Below are 17,127 nucleotides of genomic sequence, written 5' to 3'. Positions count from 1 at the left end.
ATGAACATCCTGATGATTTCCGATGTGTTCTTTCCGCGCATCAACGGCGTGAGCACATCGATCGAAACCTTCCGCCACGGCCTTGCCGCACGCGGCGTACGCTCAACGCTGATCGCACCCGACTATCCCGCCCCTGCCGCCACCGCGGCAGACATCATCCGCATCCCCTCGCGCTTCATCCCGCTGGACCCGGAAGACCGCATGATGAAGCGCGGCGAGATCGACGCCCGGTTCGACAGCCTGCGGGCCGGCGGCTTCGACCTGGTGCACATCCACACGCCCTTCATCGCCCACTACGCGGGGCTCGATATCGCGCGGCGCCTGGGGATTCCCTGCGTGGCGACCTACCACACCTTCTTCGAGGAATACCTGTTCCACTACATCCCCTTCCTGCCCAAGGCCTGGTTGCGTGCCCTCGCGCGCCGCTTCTCGCGCGAACAGTGCAATGAACTCGACGCTGTGATCGTACCGTCACGCGCGATGGCCGACACACTCGCCGACTACGGCGTGACTCGCCCGGTCGAGATACTGCCGACCGGCGTCCCTGCCGAGCAATTCCGAGACGGTGAAGGGCACTACTTCCGCAGCCGCTACGACATTCCAAACGATACCCGGCTACTGCTCTTCGTCGGTCGCGTTGCCCATGAAAAGAACATCGGCTTCCTGATCGACATGATCGACCGACTACGTCGACTGGACGACAAGGTCCTGCTGTTGATCACCGGCGAAGGGCCTGCGCTCGCCGGTCTGCGCGCCGCTGCCGAGCAGCGCAGACTTGGTGGCCATGTCCGCTTCCTCGGCTACCTCGATCGTCACAGCGAACTCCACGATTGCTATCGTGCAGCCGACCTGTTCGTCTTCGCGTCGCGCACCGAGACCCAGGGCCTGGTGTTGCTCGAGGCGATGGCACTCGGCACGCCGGTGGTCGCACTGGCAGAGATGGGTACGCAAGACATCCTCCTGCCCCAACGCGGCTGCCGGATCGCCCCGGACGATCCCGCCCGCTTCGCCGAGATCGCAGCGGCGCTACTCGCCGACCGCGGCGCACTTGATGCACTCGGCCACGAGGCACGCAACTACGCCCGCAACTGGCATTCGGACGAAATGGCCAAGCGGCTTGAGCAGCTCTACCGCGGCTGGATTCACGCGCGCAAGACGGCCAACGCCGAACTACGCCCCGCGGCCTGAGGCATGGCGGGGCCGTGGGCACCGCCATGCCTGGGTCACTTCACGACTTTGAGATGGTTGCCACGCGGGGGCGGCTTGCCGCCCTCACCGCCAGGTTCGGCGGCTGCCGGGGCCGGCACGAGTGCGACCGGCTCCGCCGCCTCGCCGCCGGCTTCAACAGCGCCCGACTCGAGTTCGAAGGCCATGCCGTGCCCGTTCTCGCGGGCATAGATCGCAACCACGTTACCGACCGGTATCAGCAGCGAGTGCACCGTACCGTTGAAGCGCGCCTGGAAGCTGATCAGCTCGTTATCCATGACCAACTGGTGGGTCGCGTCCTGGCCGACGTTGAGCACGATCTGGCCGTCACGCGCATAACCCGGCGGCACCCGCGTGTTGTCGTCGACCATGGCCGCGATGTATGGCGTATAGCCTTGATCGGTACACCACTCGTAGATGGCTCGGATCAGGTAGGGCTTGGTGGATACGTTGCTCATGACTTGCTCTTCGGCATTGAACGGGTAGTGGCGCCTCCGCGCACGGCTGCGCCACTGAACGGGTTCAGCGACGCATGACCTTTTCGGACGGCGTCAGCGCGTCGATGAAGCCCTGACGGCTGAAAATGCGCTCGGCGTACTTCATCAGCGGCGCCGCCGCCTTCGGCAGCTCGATGCCGTAGTGCTCGAGGCGCCACAGCAGCGGGGCAATCGCGACGTCGAGCATCGAGAACTCTTCGCCCAGCATGAACTTCTGCTTGGTGAAGATCGGCGCCAGCTGCGCGAGGTGGTCGCGCACATGGGCACGCGTCTTGTCGACACCCTTCTGGTTGGCCTCCAGCGCTTCGATGTGGGAGAACAGCTCCTGCTCGAAGGTGTGCAGCAACTGGCGGGCGCGGGCGCGCATGATCGGGTCGGGCGGCATCAGCTGCGGATGCGGGAAGCGCTCGTCGATGTACTCGTTGATGATGTTGGACTCGTACAGCACGAGATCGCGGTCAACCAGCACCGGCACGCGGTTGTACGGGTTGATGACGGCGATGTCCTCGGGTTTGTTGTAGAGGTCGACATCGATCACCTCGAAATCCATGCCCTTTTCGAAGAGCACGATCCGGCAGCGGTGACTGAAGGGATCGGTCGTGCCGGAATACAGATTCATCATGGGATTACGACTCCGGATTACAAAAGCAAAAGCGCACCACGCGGCGTGCGCGTGGTGCGGCAGGCAATAACGAAAGCAGGCTAGGCCCTACGGCCGCTCAAGCTTCCGCTCAATGCACGTCCTTCCAGAAATTCTTCTTCAGAGCGTAGGACAGCACGAACAGACCGGCCAGGAAAATCAGCACCACGGTGCCGATGGTCCGGCGCTTGTCGGCGACCGGCTCACCCATCCACACGAGGAAGGAGACGAGATCGGCGACGGTCTTGTCGTACTCTTCGGCGGACAGCAGACCCGGCTTGGCGAGCTTGAGTTCGACGTGCTTGGTGCCGTCCGCGTTCTCGGTGACGTGCGCAACCTGCTCGCCCTGCAGCTGCCACAACACGTGCGGCATGCCGACGTTGGAGAAGATCACGTTGTTCCAGCCGGTAGGCCGGGCCGGATCGCGGTAGAACTGGCGCAGGTAGGTGTAGAGCCAGTCGGCGCCGCTGCCGAACTCGGACGCACGCGAGCGGGCGATCACGGTGAGGTCCGGAGGTGCAGCACCAAACCACGCCTTGGCCTCGTCGCGCTGCATCGCGATCTTCATGAGGTCACCGGTCTTTTCAGCGGTGAACAACAGGTTGTCGCGGATGAGCTGCTCCGACAGACCGATTTCCTGCAGGCGGTTGTAACGCAGGTAGGAAGCGCTGTGGCAGTTCAGGCAGTAGTTCACGAAGACCTTGGCGCCGTGCTGCAACGCCGCCGGATCCTTGCTCACCGGAGCCTTGTCCAGGTGCAGGACATCACCGGCCGCCATCGCCATCGCCGGCGCGAAGAGCGCGACGGCGGCAACGCGCTTGATGAAACTCATGACACGCGATTTCATTTGAAAGTCACCCTTTCCGGTTCGGGTTTGCACTTGTCGAGCTTGCTGTACCACGGCATCGCCAGGAAGAAGGCGAAGTACAGCACCGAGCAGATCTGCGACACCAGGGTACGGCCCGGGGTCGGAGGCAGCACGCCGAGGTAGCCGAGGATGAAGAAGCAGATGACGAAGACGACCAGCGCGGTCTTGAAGATCGGGCCCTTGTAGCGCACCGACTTCACCGGGCTGCGGTCCAGCCAGGGCAGGAAAGCGATGATGACGACCGCCGCGCCCATCGCGACAACGCCCCAGAACTTCGCGTCCAGCCCGAACAGCGGATAGGTCACCGCACGCAGGATGGAGTAGAAGGGGGTGAAGTACCAGACCGGCGCAATGTGCGGCGGGGTCTTCAGCGGGTCGGCCGGGATGAAGTTGTTGAACTCGAGGAAGTAGCCGCCGCCTTCCGGCGCGAAGAACACCACCGCGCTGAAGAAGAACAGGAAGGCAACCACGCCGACAATGTCCTTCACCGTGTAGTACGGATGGAAGGGGATGCCGTCGAGCGGGATGCCGTTGGCGTCCTTCTTCTTCTTGATTTCCACACCGTCCGGGTTGTTGGAGCCGACTTCGTGCAGCGCCACGATGTGGGCAGCGACGAGACCGATCAGCACCAGCGGCACGGCGATGACGTGGAAGGAGAAGAAGCGGTTGAGCGTGGCATCGGACACGACGAAGTCGCCGCGGATGACCAGCGACAGGTCCGGCCCGATCAACGGGATCGCCGAGAACAGGTTCACGATCACCTGCGCGCCCCAGAACGACATCTGGCCCCACGGCAGCAGGTAGCCCATGAAGGCTTCGGCCATCAGCGCCAGGAAGATCAGGGTGCCGAAGATCCAGATGAGTTCGCGCGGCTTGCGGTAGGAACCGTAGAGCAGGCCGCGGAACATGTGCAGGTACACCACGATGAAGAACGCGGAAGCACCGGTCGAGTGCAGGTAGCGGATCAGCCATCCGCCCGGCACGTCGCGCATGATGTACTCGACGCTGGCGAAGGCGACCGGCACGCCGGCGGCATTCAGCGACGCATCCGGCTTGTAGTGCATCACCAGGAAGATGCCGGTGACGATCTGGATCACCAGGACCAGCAGCGCCAGGGAACCGAAGAAGTACCAGAAGTTGAAGTTCTTCGGCGCGTAGTATTCGGTCAGATGACCCTTGATCGACGAAGTGAGCGGGAAGCGCTCGTCGACCCAGTTCAGCAAGGCTTGGGATTTGGTCGTCATCGCTTAGGCCTTTCCGTCTTCGCCGACGAGGATGGTGGTGTCCGCGACGTACTTGTGCGGCGGAATCTCGAGGTTGTCCGGCGCCGGCATGCTCTTGTAGACGCGGCCGGCGAGGTCGAACTGCGAACCGTGGCAGGGGCACAGGAAACCGCCGGGCCAGTCTGCACCGACACCGCTCTCGGCGCCGACCTTGAACTTGTCGGACGGCGAACAGCCCAGGTGAGTGCAGATGCCCACTGCGATCAGGTACTCGGGCTTGATCGAGCGGTGCTTGTTCTTGGCGTATTCCGGTTGCATCGGCTTGGCCGACTCAGGATCGCTCACATTGGCGTCCGTCTTGTCCAGCGATGCCAGCATTTCCGGCGTGCGGCGCAGGATCCACACCGGCTTGCCACGCCATTCCACAGTCATCATCTCGCCCGGAGCGAGTTTGCCCACATCGACCTCGACCGGCGCACCTGCTGCCTTGGCGCGCTCCGAAGGCGTCAGACTGGCAACGAACGGCACCGCCGTCGCCACCGCGGCGACACCGCCGGCAGCCGACGTCGCCAGCAACAGAGTGCGGCGGCCGTTGTCCATCTTTTGTTCAACGCTCATGACCCTCTTCCCTGAAAGGAAAACCAAAGACCCGGATACAAAAAACCTTCGGATTATAGCGGAGTCACTGCAGCAGAGAAAGCGTGAAGTCAGGAAATCCAGTGCCCGCAAGGCTTTGGACGCGATCTCCTTATAGCCAGAAGGGCTAAGAGCACATCCTCGTGCGGCACTGCAGCAGAGCGAAACTACAGGGCGCGACGCTCGACCAGCGCCTGGGCGATGGTGCCGGTATCGGTGTGTTCGAGCTCGCCGCCGACCGGGACACCACGCGAAATGCGACTGACCTTGAGGCCGCGCGCGGCGAGCAGCGTAGCCACGGTGTGGGCGGTAGCCTCGCCCTCGTTGGTGAAATTGGTGGCGAGGATGACTTCGCGCACGCTGCCGTCGGTAGCGCGCGCGATCAGCCGTTCGAGACCGAGTTCGCGCGGGCCTATCCCGTCGAGCGGCGACAATCGCCCCATGAGCACGTAGTAGAGACCGTCGTAGGACTGCGTTTGCTCTATCATCGCCAGGTCTGCCGGCATCTCGACCACGCACAGCAGGCCCGCATCGCGGCGGGGATTGGCGCAGCGCTGACAGACCGGCTCTTCCGAGAAGGTATTGCAGCGCTCGCAATGGCGCAGCACTTCGAGGGCATGCCCGAGGGCCCCCGCCAGCCGCGCGGCACCGCGCTGGTCGCGCTGCAGCAGATGGTAGGCCATGCGCTGCGCCGACTTCGGCCCGACGCCGGGCAGGCAGCGCAACGCGGCGATCAGCTCGTCCAGACTGGATGGCGACATCAGAACGGCAGCTTGAATCCCGGCGGCAGATTGAGTCCGGCAGTAAAGCCAGCCATCTTTTCCTGGGTCGTGGATTCGACCTTGCGCACTGCATCGTTGAGCGCAGCGGCAACGAGATCCTCAAGCATTTCCTTGTCGTCCATCACCGAGTCGTCGATGCTGACCCGCCGCACGTCGTGCTTGCAGGTCATCACCACCTTGACCATGCCGGCGCCGGACTGGCCCTCGACCTCGACGCTGGCCAATTGGTCCTGCATCTTCTTCATGTTGTCCTGCATCTGCTGAGCCTGCTTCATCAGACCGGCAATGCCGCCTTTCATCATGATGGATTCTCCATTCAGAATGGTTGTTGGATAGGTATTCGGAGTGCGGCCGCAAGGCGATACGCCCCTCCTAAAGCGGCCGTACCGTGTCTTCCAGCAAGGTTGCGTCGAAGCGTTCGATCAGCTCGCGCACGAAAGGATCCAGTTCGAGCGCCGCCACCGCCGCCGCATGGCGTTGCCGCCGCTCGACCTCGTCGCGCTGCGCCGGGGTTTCGCCCTCGATGTCGCCAACCGAAATTTTCAGGCGAAAGTCGCGCCCGAACAGCGTCCCGAGGAATTCCTGCAGGCGGTCCACCGCGTTGCGGTTCATCTCCAGCAGATGGCGGTGGGTCGACGACAGGCGCAACTCGAGATGCCCGTTATCGTGCCCCAGCCATTCGCAGTGCTGAGCGAGTTCGCGCACCATGCCGCCCAGACCGAGCATGCGCACCAGCGCACGCCAGTCGCCTGCGGCCAGGGCGGCCTCGGCGTCACCGGACTCGACCGCCGGCGCACGCGGCACCGGCGAGGACTCGGCGATCGCTGCCGGCTCAACTCGCGCAACCGGCTCGGGCCGCGGAGCCGGCGACTCGGCCTCGGCATCGAATCCGCCACGGGAAGCACCGGCCAGCGGATCCTCGCCCCACTGAGCCTCCGGCGGCAGATCCTCCCACGGCGGGATATCACGCGCCGGCATGGCTGGAGGCGACGGCTGCGAGACGGTTGCCGGAACCGCAGTCGTGGGTGCGGGCGCCGCAGCGGGCGCAATCCGGTCCAGTCCTGCCAACTGCGGCGTTGCCACGGGCTGCTGCACCGGTGGGACGGCAATGGTGCGCTCGGCAACGGACTGCGGTTCGGCAACGGACTGCGGTTCGGCGACGACCGCGGCCGGCGGCACGCCGCCGGCGGGCTGCGGCGTGGGCGCCCCGGCACCGACATCCGGCCGACGCGCCAGACCGGCACCGCCATCGCCCCGTCCGGCCGGCCCGCCGAGCGCGGGCGGCTGCTCCGGCCGGAAGGCGTGCAGGCGCAGCAAGGTCATCGTGAAGCCGGTGTATTCGTCGGGGGCGAGCGCAAGTTCGTCGCGTCCATGTATGGCAATCTGATAGGCGAGTTGCAGGAACTCCGCATCGAAAGCCGCCGCATGCGGCTCGATGCGCTGGCGCTCGGCCTCGTCGGCGATCGCGGCCGGCGCGAACTGGAACAGTGCAACCCGGTGCAGCAGCGAGGCCAGTGCCTGCAGCGCAGCGTCGAAGGACAGGCTGCGTGCCTCCATGCCGTCGGCCACCGCCAGCAGGCCGGCTATGTCGCCTGCGGCCAGCGCTTCGAGGATCGCATGCACGTGGTCGTCCCCCACCGTGCCCAGCATGTGGGTGACCTGCTCCTCCTGCACCTTGCCCGCACCGTGCGCGATGGCCTGATCGAGCAGCGACAGCGCGTCGCGCATCGAGCCGTTGGCCGCCTTGGCGATGTGCCGCAGCGCCCCCGCCTCGAAGGACACCTGCTCGGCAGCGAGAATGCGGTCGAGGTGCTCGACGATATGTCCCTGCGGCATCTGCTTGAGGTTGAACTGCAGGCAGCGGGACAGGACCGTGACCGGAATCTTCTGGGGATCGGTGGTCGCGAGGATGAACTTGACATGCTCGGGCGGCTCTTCCAGCGTCTTCAGCATCGCATTGAAGGCATGCCCGGTGAGCATGTGCACTTCGTCGATCATGTAGACCTTGTAGCGGCCCTGTACCGGCGCATACACCGCCTTGTCGAGCAGCGCGGCCATGTCCTCGACGCCGCGATTGGAGGCGGCGTCCATCTCGACGTAGTCGGGGAAGCGGTCGGCATCGATCGCGCGACAGGCATCGCACTGCCCGCAAGGTTCGGCCGTCACGCCGGTTTCGCAGTTGAGCGCCTTGGCCAGGATGCGGCTGATGGTGGTCTTGCCCACGCCGCGCGTTCCGGTGAACAGATAGGCGTGATGCAGCCGCCCCGTCGCCAGCGCGTGCGACAGCGCCCGGACAACGTGCTCCTGACCGACCAGCGTGCCGAAGGACTTCGGCCGCCATTTGCGTGCGAGAACCTGATAGCTCATGGCGGCCGATTCTAACAGAGCGGCCAATCACGTCCGGCTCTCCTTCGCGCGGTCGGGATCAATTTGCTTCTCCAATCGTCGGGATGCACACAATCCATTGGAGCTATGAATCCCGCTTGCCTAATCTACACCTATCGACCGGAAGCCAAGGTTCGCAAGGAGGAAGCAGAGATGGCCAAGCTCAACGAGGACGCCCGACAGCTGTTCGACATGCTGTGTGCCATCTGCGCCGACTTCGCCGCAACCGTCTAGGCGCGGATCGTCCGTTGTCGATTCATCCGGCCACAAGACCGCTCGCGGCCAAGCGCAGCGAGGGCCGAACTCTTTCGGCGGTCCGGTCTCGAACCCGGATATGAAGGAAGTAAGCTTGCGCATATCGGTCGATGCCGGCGTGCGCGAGGCGCTGGCGCTGATGCAGTGCCGCCGCGAGGCGGCAAGCCGTGTGGATCACAGGCAAGTCTGGGAGGCGTGCATGGATTCGACTCATCCTGAACTTTCCCCCGCTGGCGGCCACCGCAGCGACTCATCTTTGCCGCATGCGCACCGCCGTTCAGCACGGCGCCACCGCGTCCGGCTGCGTACCGAAAGCGGTGCGCTGCGTGCGATCGCCGCCCTGCTCGCCCAGGCCGATGTCCGCATCGACGGCGAGCGGCCATGGGACATGCAGATCCACAATCCGGAAACGGCCGAACGCATCCTCGCGCAAGGCAGCCTGGGCTTGGGCGAAGCCTACATGGACGGCTGGTGGGACTGCCCCCGGCTCGACGAATTCTTCCTTCGCGTGCTCCAGGCCCGTCTCGATGAAAAGGTCGGCACTACCTCACTGCTCGTGCAGGGCCTGCGCGCACGCCTTTTCAACCTGCAGAACCTGCGCCGCGCCTGGCAGGTAGGCGAAGCGCACTACGACATCGGCAACGACTTCTTCGAAGCGATGCTGGACGGCCACATGGCCTACACCTGCGCCTACTGGGGCAGCGGCGCGAAGACGCTGGAAGAGGCCCAGACCGCCAAGCTCGACCTCATCTGCCGCAAGCTCGGCCTGCGCCCGGGCATGCGCCTGCTCGACATCGGTTGCGGCTGGGGCAGCCTGATGAAGTTCGCCGCCGAGCATTACGGCGTGTCCTGCGTCGGCCTCACCATCTCGCGCGAGCAGGCGGCGCACGGCAGCGAACGCTGTCACGGCCTGCCGGTCGAATTCCGCCTGTCGGACTACCGCGAGTTCAGCCCCCTGCGCGACGAACGCTTCAACCGCGTTGCCTCCGTCGGCATGTTCGAACATGTCGGCCGCAAGAACCACCACGCCTTCTTCGCCGCGGCCCGCCGCAGCCTGCCCGCCGACGACACGGACGCGCTCTTCCTGCTCCACACCATAGGTAAGAACCTGCGGCGCATCCCCACCGACCCGTGGATAGACCGCTACATCTTCCCCAACGGCGATCTGCCCGCGCTCGGCCAGATCGCCGACAGCGCCGAGAACGATTTCATCATCGAAGACGTGCACAACTTCGGCGCCGACTACGACCAAACGCTGATGGCCTGGCACGCCCGCTTCGAGGAGGCCTGGCCACGCTTTGCCGAGCGCTACGGCGAGCGCTTCCGCCGCATGTGGCGCTACTACCTGCTCGCCTGCGCCGGCACCTTCCGTGCGCGTACCACACAGCTGTGGCAGATCGTCATGTCGCCGACGGGCGTGCCGGGCGGCTATCGTCGTCCTGCCGACCACGTATAAATATTTTACTATCGAGTTTGTTATTTCATTCAATTAGCCCTATTGAGCGCCGATCGCCATAGTTGACTCGAGGGGAAGCCGCGCTTCCCGAGCCACGAGGAGTTCGATCATGGTCGCCAGAGTCGCCCGCCTGCATTTCATGCCCGCCACCCCGTCCGGCGCCTTGCGCGCCATCGCCGGCTGGCTGATCGCCCTCACCGGCCTCGCCATCCTCGCAACCCGCGTTGCAGACACCCTCGGGCATGGCGCCGTCGATGGGCCGCTTGCCGACGCGCTTGCCGGTGGCGCGATGGCCGCCACCGCCACTGCGCTCGGCGCCGTCCCCCTGCTCGTGATGCGGCGCATCGGCGCCGGCGTGCAGGGCATGCTGCTCGGCTTCGGCGCCGGCGTGATGCTCGCCGCCAGCGTGTTCTCGCTCTTGTTGCCGGCTTTCGATGCCGCGCAGGCGCAAGGCGCGAACCATGGCGATGCCGCCATGCTCGTCGCCGCCGGCATCGTCATCGGCGCCGCCCTCCTGCTCGTGATGGATCGCACCTTGCCGCACACCCATGCGCCCGACGGCAGCCGCAGCGCTGCCGCGGTGTGGCTTTTCGTGTTCGCGATAGCGGTCCACAACATCCCGGAAGGGCTCGCCATCGGCGTGGCCAGCGGCATGAATGCCGCTGCAGCAGGCAGCGGCAACGCGGTTGCCACCGGCATCTCCCTCCAGAACGTGCCGGAAGGCCTCATCGTCGCCATCGCGCTCGCTACCGCCGGCTACAGCCGTAGCTTCGCCTTCGCGGTAGCAACCGTGTCCGGTCTCGTCGAACCGGTCGCTGCGGTTGCGGGCTCGATGATGGTGTCCGCTTCGGCTGCCCTCCTGCCCTGGGGTCTTGCCGCCGCGGCCGGTGCAATGCTCTTCGTGGTCAGCCACGAGATCATCCCCGAATCCCATCGGCGCGGACACGAAACCCTCGCCACCGCCGGACTGGTCGTCGGATTCGTCGCAATGATGTCGATGGACAGGCTGCTCGGCTGAACGCCCCTTGCCGGAATGCAAAAAGGGCGCCCCCGCGAGGAGGCGCCCTTTTTCTTGTTCGGGGTGGCGAGCCCGACCCCCGGCACTTGCAGGGAACGGCTGTGGCTGCTGCCTTCCGGCCCTGACCAGGTTCACCGCGCTGCAATGCGGGGAGACCCGCCACGGCCGGCATTGTAGCAGCTCGACCGGACGCCGTCCGCGCGCGACAGCAAAAAACACGCCCAGACCCTTTCGACGACATGGCAAGCGGTTTGCTTAAAGCACCGCAAACGCAGCTTGCGCTGCACGAACTGCCTGGCCGGACGGCCGGCCGGCACTTCAAGGCATCGTCACTCACCTGAAAGGAAAAAAGCCATGTCACGCATCGGTATCTTCTACGGCAGCAGCTCCGGGGTCACCAAGGCGGCGGCCGAAAAGCTCGCCGAACTCCTCGGCGAGGACCGTTGTGACCTCTTCAGCATGGAAGAGGATTTCGTCGATTTCGACGAAATGCTCGACTACGAGCATCTGCTGTTCGGCTGCTCCACCTGGGGTTCCGGCGAGGTCCAGAACGACTGGCGCGACCCGCTGCTGGATCTCGACAACGACAAGCCCGACTTCTCCGGCAAGACCATCGCGGTGTTCGGCGCCGGCGACTATGTGTCGCATGGCGAACAGTTTGTCAGTGCGCTTGGTATTCTTTACGACAAATTCAAGGCCCGCGGCGCCACCCTGGTCGGCAGCTTCCCGACCGAGGGCTACACCTACAAGTACTCTTTCGCCGAACGCGACGGCCAATTCGTCGGTCTGCCCTTCGACGACATCAACGAAGCCGACAAGACCCAGGAACGCCTCGAGCGCTGGGTCGAGGTGCTGCAGGAATTCCTGCCGGAAGCCGAAGAGGCCTGAGCCTGACCGCCGTCGCGGGGCAACCACGCCCGGCGACGGCTTCCTGCGTGCGGCGGCCGACATAAGCCGTCCGGACGTGGCCGGCGACGTATACTCGGGCTTTGCCAGACCCAATGGCCGCAACCGCGCCACTGTCCGATGGAGCCCCGATGACCGACGCTCAGCAACTCTTCCAGACCCGATACGGCGACCCGACCCTGCCAGCCCCGGCGGCGTGGTCGCCCATTGTCGAACACCTGCTCGATCACCGCTCGGTGCGCAGCTACCTGCCCGACGCCGTGACCGAAGACCAGCTCACCGCCATCGTCGCCGCCGCACAGTCCGCGGCCAGTTCTTCCAACCTGCAGGCCTGGAGCGTGGTTGCCGTGCGCGACCCGGCCCGACGCGCCGCACTGGCGGAATGCGCCGGCGGCCAGGCGCACGTGGCCGAAGCGCCGCTGCAACTGGTGTGGCTGGCCGACCTCGCCCGTCTCGAACACCTCGCCCGCAGCAGCGAACGCCCGGCGGCCGCACTCGACTACCTCGAAATGTTCCTGGTCGGCGTCATCGATGCTGCACTGGCCGCGCAGAATGCGGTCGCGGCGGCCGAATCGCTCGGCCTGGCGACGGTGTACATCGGCGGCATGCGTAACAAACCGGAAGCGGTGGCCGAACTGCTGCAACTGCCGCCCAAGGTCGTCGCGGTATTCGGCATGTGCGTCGGCACCCCCGACCCTGCCAAGCCCGCCGACATCAAGCCGCGGCCGCCGCAATCGGTGGTGCTGCACCACGAGACCTACACCCCGCTCAGCGCCCAGGATGCCGGCATCGCCGCCTACAACGGCGCCATGGCCCGCTTCTACGAGGCCCAGAAGATGGACGTGCGCGGCACCTGGGCGGTGCACTCGGCCAAGCGCGTGGCCGGCCCGGAGAGCCTCTCCGGGCGCGACCGCCTGGTCGAAGCGCTGCACAATCGCGGTTTCCAGCTGAAGTAAGCCCCGGCCCGCGCGAGCGGCTCCCAGCCGCGCCGCGCGTGACGTTCAGTTCGTCCGCATCGGCAGCAGGCCTCGGCATTGTGGATAGGCGACACAGCCCCAGAAGGCGCCGCGCTTGCCGTCGCGCACCGTCATCCGGCCGCCGCAGCTCGGGCAGGTCGGCGTCGTCCAGTCGCCTTCGGTGGCGAAGGCCAGCAGACGCCGGCGCGAGGGTTCGGGCAGGCGCTGGAGCATCGCCAGGAAGAGCCGGCCGTCGAGCAGGGTGATGCGGTTCGCGGCGGCGAAAGCGCGGGCCTCCTCGGTGTAGCCGCGTGGCGCCATGAAGAAGGCCTTCTCCACTTTTTCATGCGCCATCACCCCGCGCAGTTCCCGCACCGGCTTTACGCCCACCTGCCGGCTATGCGCCTTGCACTGGACGATGGCGGTGACGCGGCCCGGGTCGGTCTCGTCCTGGAACAGGCGGATGTCGACGCCGCCATCCGCGCCCAGACGGGTCGTTTCGGCGCGGATGCCCTTCTCACGGTAGAACTCGCAGCAAAGATCCTCGAAGCGCTTCCATTCGACCCGGTCGAGCACCTCGGCCGACCAGGCCTGCGGCCGCGGCGGACTCGGTGGCGGCGGCGGAAACACCGAAGCAAGCGCCTTGTCGAGTTCGTCGGGTTCGCGCGCAGACGGTTCCTGGCGCGGCATTGCCGTCGCGGCAGCGGTGCTGCGCCCGCCCTCGCCTCGTCCAGCGTAGTAGCGCAACAGCGCGGTCGCGCCGAACAACAGCGCAAACAGGTAGGCAAGCGGCACCAGCATCATCGCGAGCGGCCGCAGCAGCGGACTGCCGCCCAGCAGCGCCGGCAGGATCGCCGTCGCACCCAACAAGGCCACCGCCGCCAGCACCGCGGAGAACTTCCAGTCGGCGCGCAGCGCGACCGTCAGCCAGCCTTCCCTTCTTCGGTATCGACGACGAGCCATCCGTTCCGCATCCCCGGCAGGCCCGGCGCTGAACGGGATCAGCGGCGTCCTGCTATCTGGTTTGAATGGATGCGGATGCTACATTTGTGACAAATTATTGACGACGACATATTTCACGCCGCGCCGCGAGCGTCCCTACAGCAGCTCGGTGTCCTCGTGCGCGTACGCCGGACTGCAGCAACACAGGATATGCAGCGGGGCTGGGCCGACGGCCTCGATGCAGTGCGGTGTGCCGGGCGGGATCAGCACGGTGTCGCCGACATCCACCGGGAAGTGCGCCTCGCCCAGCGTCATCAACCCGCTGCCGGCGATGACGTGGTAAAGCTCCTCGGTCAGGCGATGACGATGCAGCAGGGTCCGGCAACCCGCTTTCACAATGGCTTCGGCCAGGCTCTGGTTGTAATTGCCATGTTCGGCCGGATGCAGCAGTTCGCGAATCTCGGAACCATCCTTGGTGAGGTAGGCGGGACGATCGGCGTAACGGGTTTTCAGCGCGGGTTTCATGACGGACGGACATCGGGACGGAAGCCCGATTGTGCTACAGCCACGGCTCAGCCGAGCGCCACCAGGGCGGGGCGCGCAAGCGTCTGCGGACGCCGGCCGCGCCGGTTGGCGGCGAGGAAATCGTGCAGGGCCGCGGCCGCCAGCGGTCGTGCGTAGAGATAGCCCTGCAGCTCGTCGCAACCATGGGCCAGCAGGAAAGCCGCCTGCGCCGGGCGCTCGACGCCTTCTGCCACCACGCTCAGCCCGAGGCTGCGACCGAGCGAGAGTATCGCCTTGGTGATCGCGCGCGCGTCGCCGACGTGCTCGCATTCGCCGACGAAGGAGCGGTCGATCTTCAGCACGTCCACCGGAAAGCGCTTGAGGTAGGCGAGCGAGGAATAGCCGGTACCGAAGTCGTCGATCGCCAGCGTCACGCCGAGCCTCTTCAGCGCGTTGAGTATCTTCACCGTCTCCTCGACATCGCCGACGAAGAGGCTCTCGGTCAGCTCCAGCTGCAGCCGTTCCGGCGGCAGCCCGCTGCCGCGCAAGGCCTCGCTCACCAGTGTCAGCAACTGGCCGTCGCGGCGGAAATGGCGGGCGGAAATGTTCACCGCCACGCTGGGCACGCCGAGTTCCCGCGCCGGCCAGCGCGCCGCCTCCTCGCAGGCGGTGCGCAGCACATGGCCTGTCAGCTGCATGATCAGGCCGGTCTCCTCGGCCAGCGGAATGAAGCGGTCGGGCGTTACCTTGCCGAACTCGGCGCTGTGCCAGCGTGCCAGCGCTTCGCAGCCGCATACGCCGCCACCGGCGTCGAGCTTGGGCTGGTAGACGACCTCGATCTCCCCGCAGCCGTGCTCCAGCGTGCCCCGCAGCGCCGACTCCAGCGCCAGCCGCTCCTGCGCCCTCGCATTGAGGCCGGCCTCGTAGAAGCGGAACTGGCCCTTGCCCGCCGCCTTGGCGTGGTACATCGCCGCATCGGCATGGCGCAGCAGGGTTTCGAGATCCGCACCGTCGCGCGGATAGACCGATACCCCCATCGAACAGCCGATGCTGATGTCGCGCCCCTCCAGCATCAGCGGCAGGCGCACGGTTTCCTGCACCCGCTCCAGCACCTGCACCGGATCGGCCTGCACCGCGGCGCTGCTGACGATGAGCACGAACTCGTCACCGCCGTAACGCACCAGGGTATCGGTCTCGCGCACGCAGGCCTGCAGGCGGCGCGCCATCTCGACCAGCAGGCGGTCGCCCACGGCGTGACCCATGCTGTCGTTGACGAACTTGAAGTTGTCGAGATCGATGAAGGCCACCATCAGGCGTTCGCCGCGGCGGCGGGCGCCGCTCATGGCGCGCTCCAGCCTGTCCTGCAGCAGGTAGCGGTTGGGCAGGCCGGTGACCGGATCGTGGGTGGCCTGGTGTTCGAGCTGCGTGCGATGGCGACGACGCTCGGAGATGTCCTCCACCGAGCCTTCGTAGTACAGGAAGCGGCCATCAGCGCCATACACTGCGTGCGCGTTCTCGCTGATCCAGATGCGCTCGCCGTCGCAACGGTAGACCTCGGACTCGAAATCCACCACCCGTTGGCGGGCGCGGATCATGACCTTGAAGTCGTCGCGACGGCCGCGCTCGACGTAGAGCCGCCCGGCGATGTCCGACAGGCCCGCTATCAGCGCCGCCGGCGTGGCATAGCCATAGAGGTCGGCCAGCGCCTGGTTGGCGGCCAGGTAGTGGCCGTCCTCGGTGGTCTGGTACATGCCCAGCACCGCGTTGTCGAAGATGCTGCGAAAGCGCAGTTCGGCTTCCACGGCCTGCGCCAGCGCCGCCGCCCGGCCGCGATGCAGGCGCCAGCCCCACCACGCGGCCAGCCCCGCCGCCAGCGCCAGGCCGGGCAACGTTGTCAGCGACAGTTCCATGTCTTCGCCTTCAGCTACGGCAACGCGCTTGCTGCTGCGCGGCCCAGCCGTCGGCACTTCCGGCCTTGGCCGATGCCGACTGCAGCGCGTGTTCGAGCGCAGCACGCTCCTGCGCCAGCCAGGCATAGACGGCATCGACTGCCTCGGTACCGAGACGGAAGCAAGTCGCCGCATCCATGTCCACGCTGGCGCTCAGCAGCATGCGTTCGCGCAGCGCCAGCAGGAATCCTTCGGCCGGCCGTCGCGCCTGTGCGCCGGCGCTGCCCTGCGCGGCACGCGTCAACAGCTCGGTGGCGCGCGACACCAGGAAATGCAGCCGGACCCGCGCCACCGGCGCGCAGCGGCCACGCGCCGCCACGGCGCTGCCGAGCGCACGCGCCTGGCCAAGGCATTCCGCCAATGCCGGAAGGTCGGCCACCACCTTGCGCACGCTATCGGACGGTGCCGCCCCGGCCGCGACCGGGGCGATGCGGACTTCGCCCACGGCAGCCAGCCAGCCGAGCACCTCGCCCAGCAGACGGCAGTGGTGCTGGAAGCTCTCCTCCGGGCTGAGACGGCCGAGAACGGCAAGCAGCTCACGCCACTGCGCCTGCAGGCCCGACACGTCGGCCGCGGTGAAACAGGGCAGGCGCTCGCCCTCTTCCAGCGCCGCGTCGCCGCACAGCGCGGCCAGCACGGCCTCGACCTCGCGCTGCTTGGCCGGCAGCCGGCTGGCAAAACTGGCGTCGCCGGAGCGCCACGCGCCGCTCATGCCACGATGCTGCTGGATATGGGCGACCAGCTCGGTGAGCCGCGCCACGGTGGCCAGCGCCGCCAGGGCCCGGCCACCTGCCTTGCCCTGACGACGCCACACGCCCGGCGCCAGCCACAGCGCCACCCCGCCCAATGCGGCCACGGCACCGATGTCGATCTCCATCATCCCGCTCCTATCCCCGTTCCCTTC

General features: G+C 66.3%; 18 protein-coding genes and 1 other RNA gene. 6 read left to right on the top strand and 13 right to left on the bottom strand.

What is annotated here, in order from left to right; translation table 11 throughout:
- Entirely contained in the window at positions 1 to 1,188 is a 1,188-nt protein-coding gene (locus CJ010_RS05805; protein WP_141017159.1) for a glycosyltransferase, read from the top strand.
- 35 nt (positions 1,189 to 1,223) lie between these two features.
- Here the strand turns inward: CJ010_RS05805 and CJ010_RS05800 are convergent, their stop codons facing one another.
- The 8 genes from CJ010_RS05800 to dnaX form a co-directional block, all read right to left on the bottom strand.
- Entirely contained in the window at positions 1,224 to 1,664 is a 441-nt protein-coding gene (locus CJ010_RS05800) for a ClpXP protease specificity-enhancing factor (protein WP_141017158.1), read from the bottom strand.
- Between the two features lie 64 nt (positions 1,665 to 1,728).
- On the bottom strand, positions 1,729 to 2,325 hold the full coding sequence (locus CJ010_RS05795; RefSeq protein ID WP_141017157.1) for a glutathione S-transferase N-terminal domain-containing protein: 597 nt from the start codon (positions 2,323 to 2,325) through the stop codon (positions 1,729 to 1,731).
- A gap of 109 nt (positions 2,326 to 2,434) precedes the next feature.
- The gene (locus CJ010_RS05790; protein WP_141017156.1) at positions 2,435 to 3,190 is read right to left on the bottom strand and encodes a cytochrome c1; all 756 of its coding nucleotides are present in this window, start codon (positions 3,188 to 3,190) and stop codon (positions 2,435 to 2,437) included.
- Entirely contained in the window at positions 3,187 to 4,455 is a 1,269-nt protein-coding gene (locus tag CJ010_RS05785; protein WP_141017155.1) for a cytochrome bc complex cytochrome b subunit, read from the bottom strand. Before CJ010_RS05785 ends, CJ010_RS05790 begins: the two co-directional genes overlap by 4 nt.
- 3 nt (positions 4,456 to 4,458) lie before the next feature.
- Positions 4,459 to 5,052 carry a ubiquinol-cytochrome c reductase iron-sulfur subunit gene (gene petA, locus CJ010_RS05780; RefSeq protein ID WP_141017154.1) on the bottom strand — a complete coding sequence of 198 codons (594 nt, stop codon included), beginning with the start codon at positions 5,050 to 5,052 and terminating at the stop codon, positions 4,459 to 4,461.
- 185 nt (positions 5,053 to 5,237) lie between these two features.
- Positions 5,238 to 5,831 (bottom strand): recombination mediator RecR, encoded by a 594-nt coding sequence (gene recR / locus CJ010_RS05775; protein WP_141017153.1) that lies wholly within the window; start codon positions 5,829 to 5,831, stop codon positions 5,238 to 5,240.
- Positions 5,831 to 6,154 (bottom strand): YbaB/EbfC family nucleoid-associated protein, encoded by a 324-nt coding sequence (locus CJ010_RS05770; RefSeq protein WP_141017152.1) that lies wholly within the window; start codon positions 6,152 to 6,154, stop codon positions 5,831 to 5,833. Before CJ010_RS05770 ends, recR begins: the two co-directional genes overlap by 1 nt.
- 70 nt (positions 6,155 to 6,224) lie before the next feature.
- Positions 6,225 to 8,219, bottom strand: coding sequence for a DNA polymerase III subunit gamma/tau (gene dnaX, locus CJ010_RS05765; RefSeq protein ID WP_141017151.1), 1,995 nt, complete (start codon positions 8,217 to 8,219; stop codon positions 6,225 to 6,227).
- Between the two features lie 105 nt (positions 8,220 to 8,324).
- Here dnaX and CJ010_RS25120 point away from each other — a divergent pair, with 105 nt between their 5' ends.
- The 3 genes from CJ010_RS25120 (at position 8,325) to CJ010_RS05755 (ending at position 10,966) form a co-directional block, all read left to right on the top strand.
- The gene (locus tag CJ010_RS25120) at positions 8,325 to 8,471 is read left to right on the top strand and encodes a hypothetical protein (protein ID WP_168224908.1); all 147 of its coding nucleotides are present in this window, start codon (positions 8,325 to 8,327) and stop codon (positions 8,469 to 8,471) included.
- 115 nt (positions 8,472 to 8,586) lie between these two features.
- A complete protein-coding gene (gene cfa / locus CJ010_RS05760; protein WP_240794511.1) occupies positions 8,587 to 9,948 on the top strand; it encodes a cyclopropane fatty acyl phospholipid synthase in 1,362 nt (453 codons plus the stop codon).
- Positions 9,949 to 10,057: 109 nt separating this feature from the next.
- Entirely contained in the window at positions 10,058 to 10,966 is a 909-nt protein-coding gene (locus CJ010_RS05755; RefSeq protein WP_141017150.1) for a ZIP family metal transporter, read from the top strand.
- A gap of 62 nt (positions 10,967 to 11,028) precedes the next feature.
- Here the strand turns inward: CJ010_RS05755 and ffs are convergent.
- Positions 11,029 to 11,127: signal recognition particle sRNA small type (gene ffs, locus CJ010_RS05750), an RNA gene on the bottom strand.
- A gap of 193 nt (positions 11,128 to 11,320) precedes the next feature.
- Between ffs and CJ010_RS05745 the strand changes: the two genes are divergently transcribed.
- A complete protein-coding gene (locus CJ010_RS05745; RefSeq protein ID WP_141017149.1) occupies positions 11,321 to 11,854 on the top strand; it encodes a flavodoxin in 534 nt (177 codons plus the stop codon).
- A 149-nt stretch (positions 11,855 to 12,003) separates the two neighbouring features.
- Positions 12,004 to 12,828 (top strand): nitroreductase family protein, encoded by an 825-nt coding sequence (locus CJ010_RS05740; RefSeq protein ID WP_141017148.1) that lies wholly within the window; start codon positions 12,004 to 12,006, stop codon positions 12,826 to 12,828.
- A gap of 45 nt (positions 12,829 to 12,873) precedes the next feature.
- Here the strand turns inward: CJ010_RS05740 and CJ010_RS05735 are convergent, their stop codons facing one another.
- The 4 genes from CJ010_RS05735 to CJ010_RS05720 form a co-directional block, all read right to left on the bottom strand.
- On the bottom strand, positions 12,874 to 13,791 hold the full coding sequence (locus tag CJ010_RS05735; protein WP_141017147.1) for a restriction endonuclease: 918 nt from the start codon (positions 13,789 to 13,791) through the stop codon (positions 12,874 to 12,876).
- 135 nt (positions 13,792 to 13,926) lie between these two features.
- Positions 13,927 to 14,295, bottom strand: a complete 369-nt coding sequence (locus CJ010_RS05730; RefSeq protein WP_205754905.1) for a cupin domain-containing protein — start codon at positions 14,293 to 14,295, stop codon at positions 13,927 to 13,929.
- Positions 14,296 to 14,342: 47 nt separating this feature from the next.
- Positions 14,343 to 16,184, bottom strand: a complete 1,842-nt coding sequence (locus CJ010_RS05725; protein WP_141017146.1) for a bifunctional diguanylate cyclase/phosphodiesterase — start codon at positions 16,182 to 16,184, stop codon at positions 14,343 to 14,345.
- 10 nt (positions 16,185 to 16,194) lie between these two features.
- Positions 16,195 to 17,103 (bottom strand): nitrate- and nitrite sensing domain-containing protein, encoded by a 909-nt coding sequence (locus CJ010_RS05720; protein ID WP_141017145.1) that lies wholly within the window; start codon positions 17,101 to 17,103, stop codon positions 16,195 to 16,197.
- Between the last annotated feature and the right edge of the window lie 24 nt (positions 17,104 to 17,127).

This window comes from Azoarcus sp. DD4 (assembly GCF_006496635.1).
GTDB lineage: Bacteria > Pseudomonadota > Gammaproteobacteria > Burkholderiales > Rhodocyclaceae > Azoarcus.
The sequence above is the reverse complement of the archived record's forward strand: the minus strand, read 5'-3'. Positions and strand labels throughout refer to the sequence as shown.

Coding starts and splice junctions, on each gene's coding strand:
- CJ010_RS05790 (WP_141017156.1), bottom strand. CDS start 3,190: ATGAAATCGCGTGTCATGAGTTTCATCAAGCGCGTTGCCGCCGTCGCG.
- CJ010_RS25120 (WP_168224908.1), top strand. CDS start 8,325: ATGAATCCCGCTTGCCTAATCTACACCTATCGACCGGAAGCCAAGGTT.
- CJ010_RS05730 (WP_205754905.1), bottom strand. CDS start 14,295: ATGAAACCCGCGCTGAAAACCCGTTACGCCGATCGTCCCGCCTACCTC.
- dnaX (WP_141017151.1), bottom strand. CDS start 8,219: ATGAGCTATCAGGTTCTCGCACGCAAATGGCGGCCGAAGTCCTTCGGC.
- CJ010_RS05720 (WP_141017145.1), bottom strand. CDS start 17,103: ATGATGGAGATCGACATCGGTGCCGTGGCCGCATTGGGCGGGGTGGCG.
- CJ010_RS05725 (WP_141017146.1), bottom strand. CDS start 16,184: ATGGAACTGTCGCTGACAACGTTGCCCGGCCTGGCGCTGGCGGCGGGG.
- petA (WP_141017154.1), bottom strand. CDS start 5,052: ATGAGCGTTGAACAAAAGATGGACAACGGCCGCCGCACTCTGTTGCTG.
- CJ010_RS05735 (WP_141017147.1), bottom strand. CDS start 13,791: ATGGCTCGTCGTCGATACCGAAGAAGGGAAGGCTGGCTGACGGTCGCG.
- CJ010_RS05745 (WP_141017149.1), top strand. CDS start 11,321: ATGTCACGCATCGGTATCTTCTACGGCAGCAGCTCCGGGGTCACCAAG.
- CJ010_RS05740 (WP_141017148.1), top strand. CDS start 12,004: ATGACCGACGCTCAGCAACTCTTCCAGACCCGATACGGCGACCCGACC.
- CJ010_RS05805 (WP_141017159.1), top strand. CDS start 1: ATGAACATCCTGATGATTTCCGATGTGTTCTTTCCGCGCATCAACGGC.
- recR (WP_141017153.1), bottom strand. CDS start 5,831: ATGTCGCCATCCAGTCTGGACGAGCTGATCGCCGCGTTGCGCTGCCTG.
- CJ010_RS05795 (WP_141017157.1), bottom strand. CDS start 2,325: ATGATGAATCTGTATTCCGGCACGACCGATCCCTTCAGTCACCGCTGC.
- CJ010_RS05770 (WP_141017152.1), bottom strand. CDS start 6,154: ATGATGAAAGGCGGCATTGCCGGTCTGATGAAGCAGGCTCAGCAGATG.
- CJ010_RS05800 (WP_141017158.1), bottom strand. CDS start 1,664: ATGAGCAACGTATCCACCAAGCCCTACCTGATCCGAGCCATCTACGAG.
- CJ010_RS05785 (WP_141017155.1), bottom strand. CDS start 4,455: ATGACGACCAAATCCCAAGCCTTGCTGAACTGGGTCGACGAGCGCTTC.
- CJ010_RS05755 (WP_141017150.1), top strand. CDS start 10,058: ATGGTCGCCAGAGTCGCCCGCCTGCATTTCATGCCCGCCACCCCGTCC.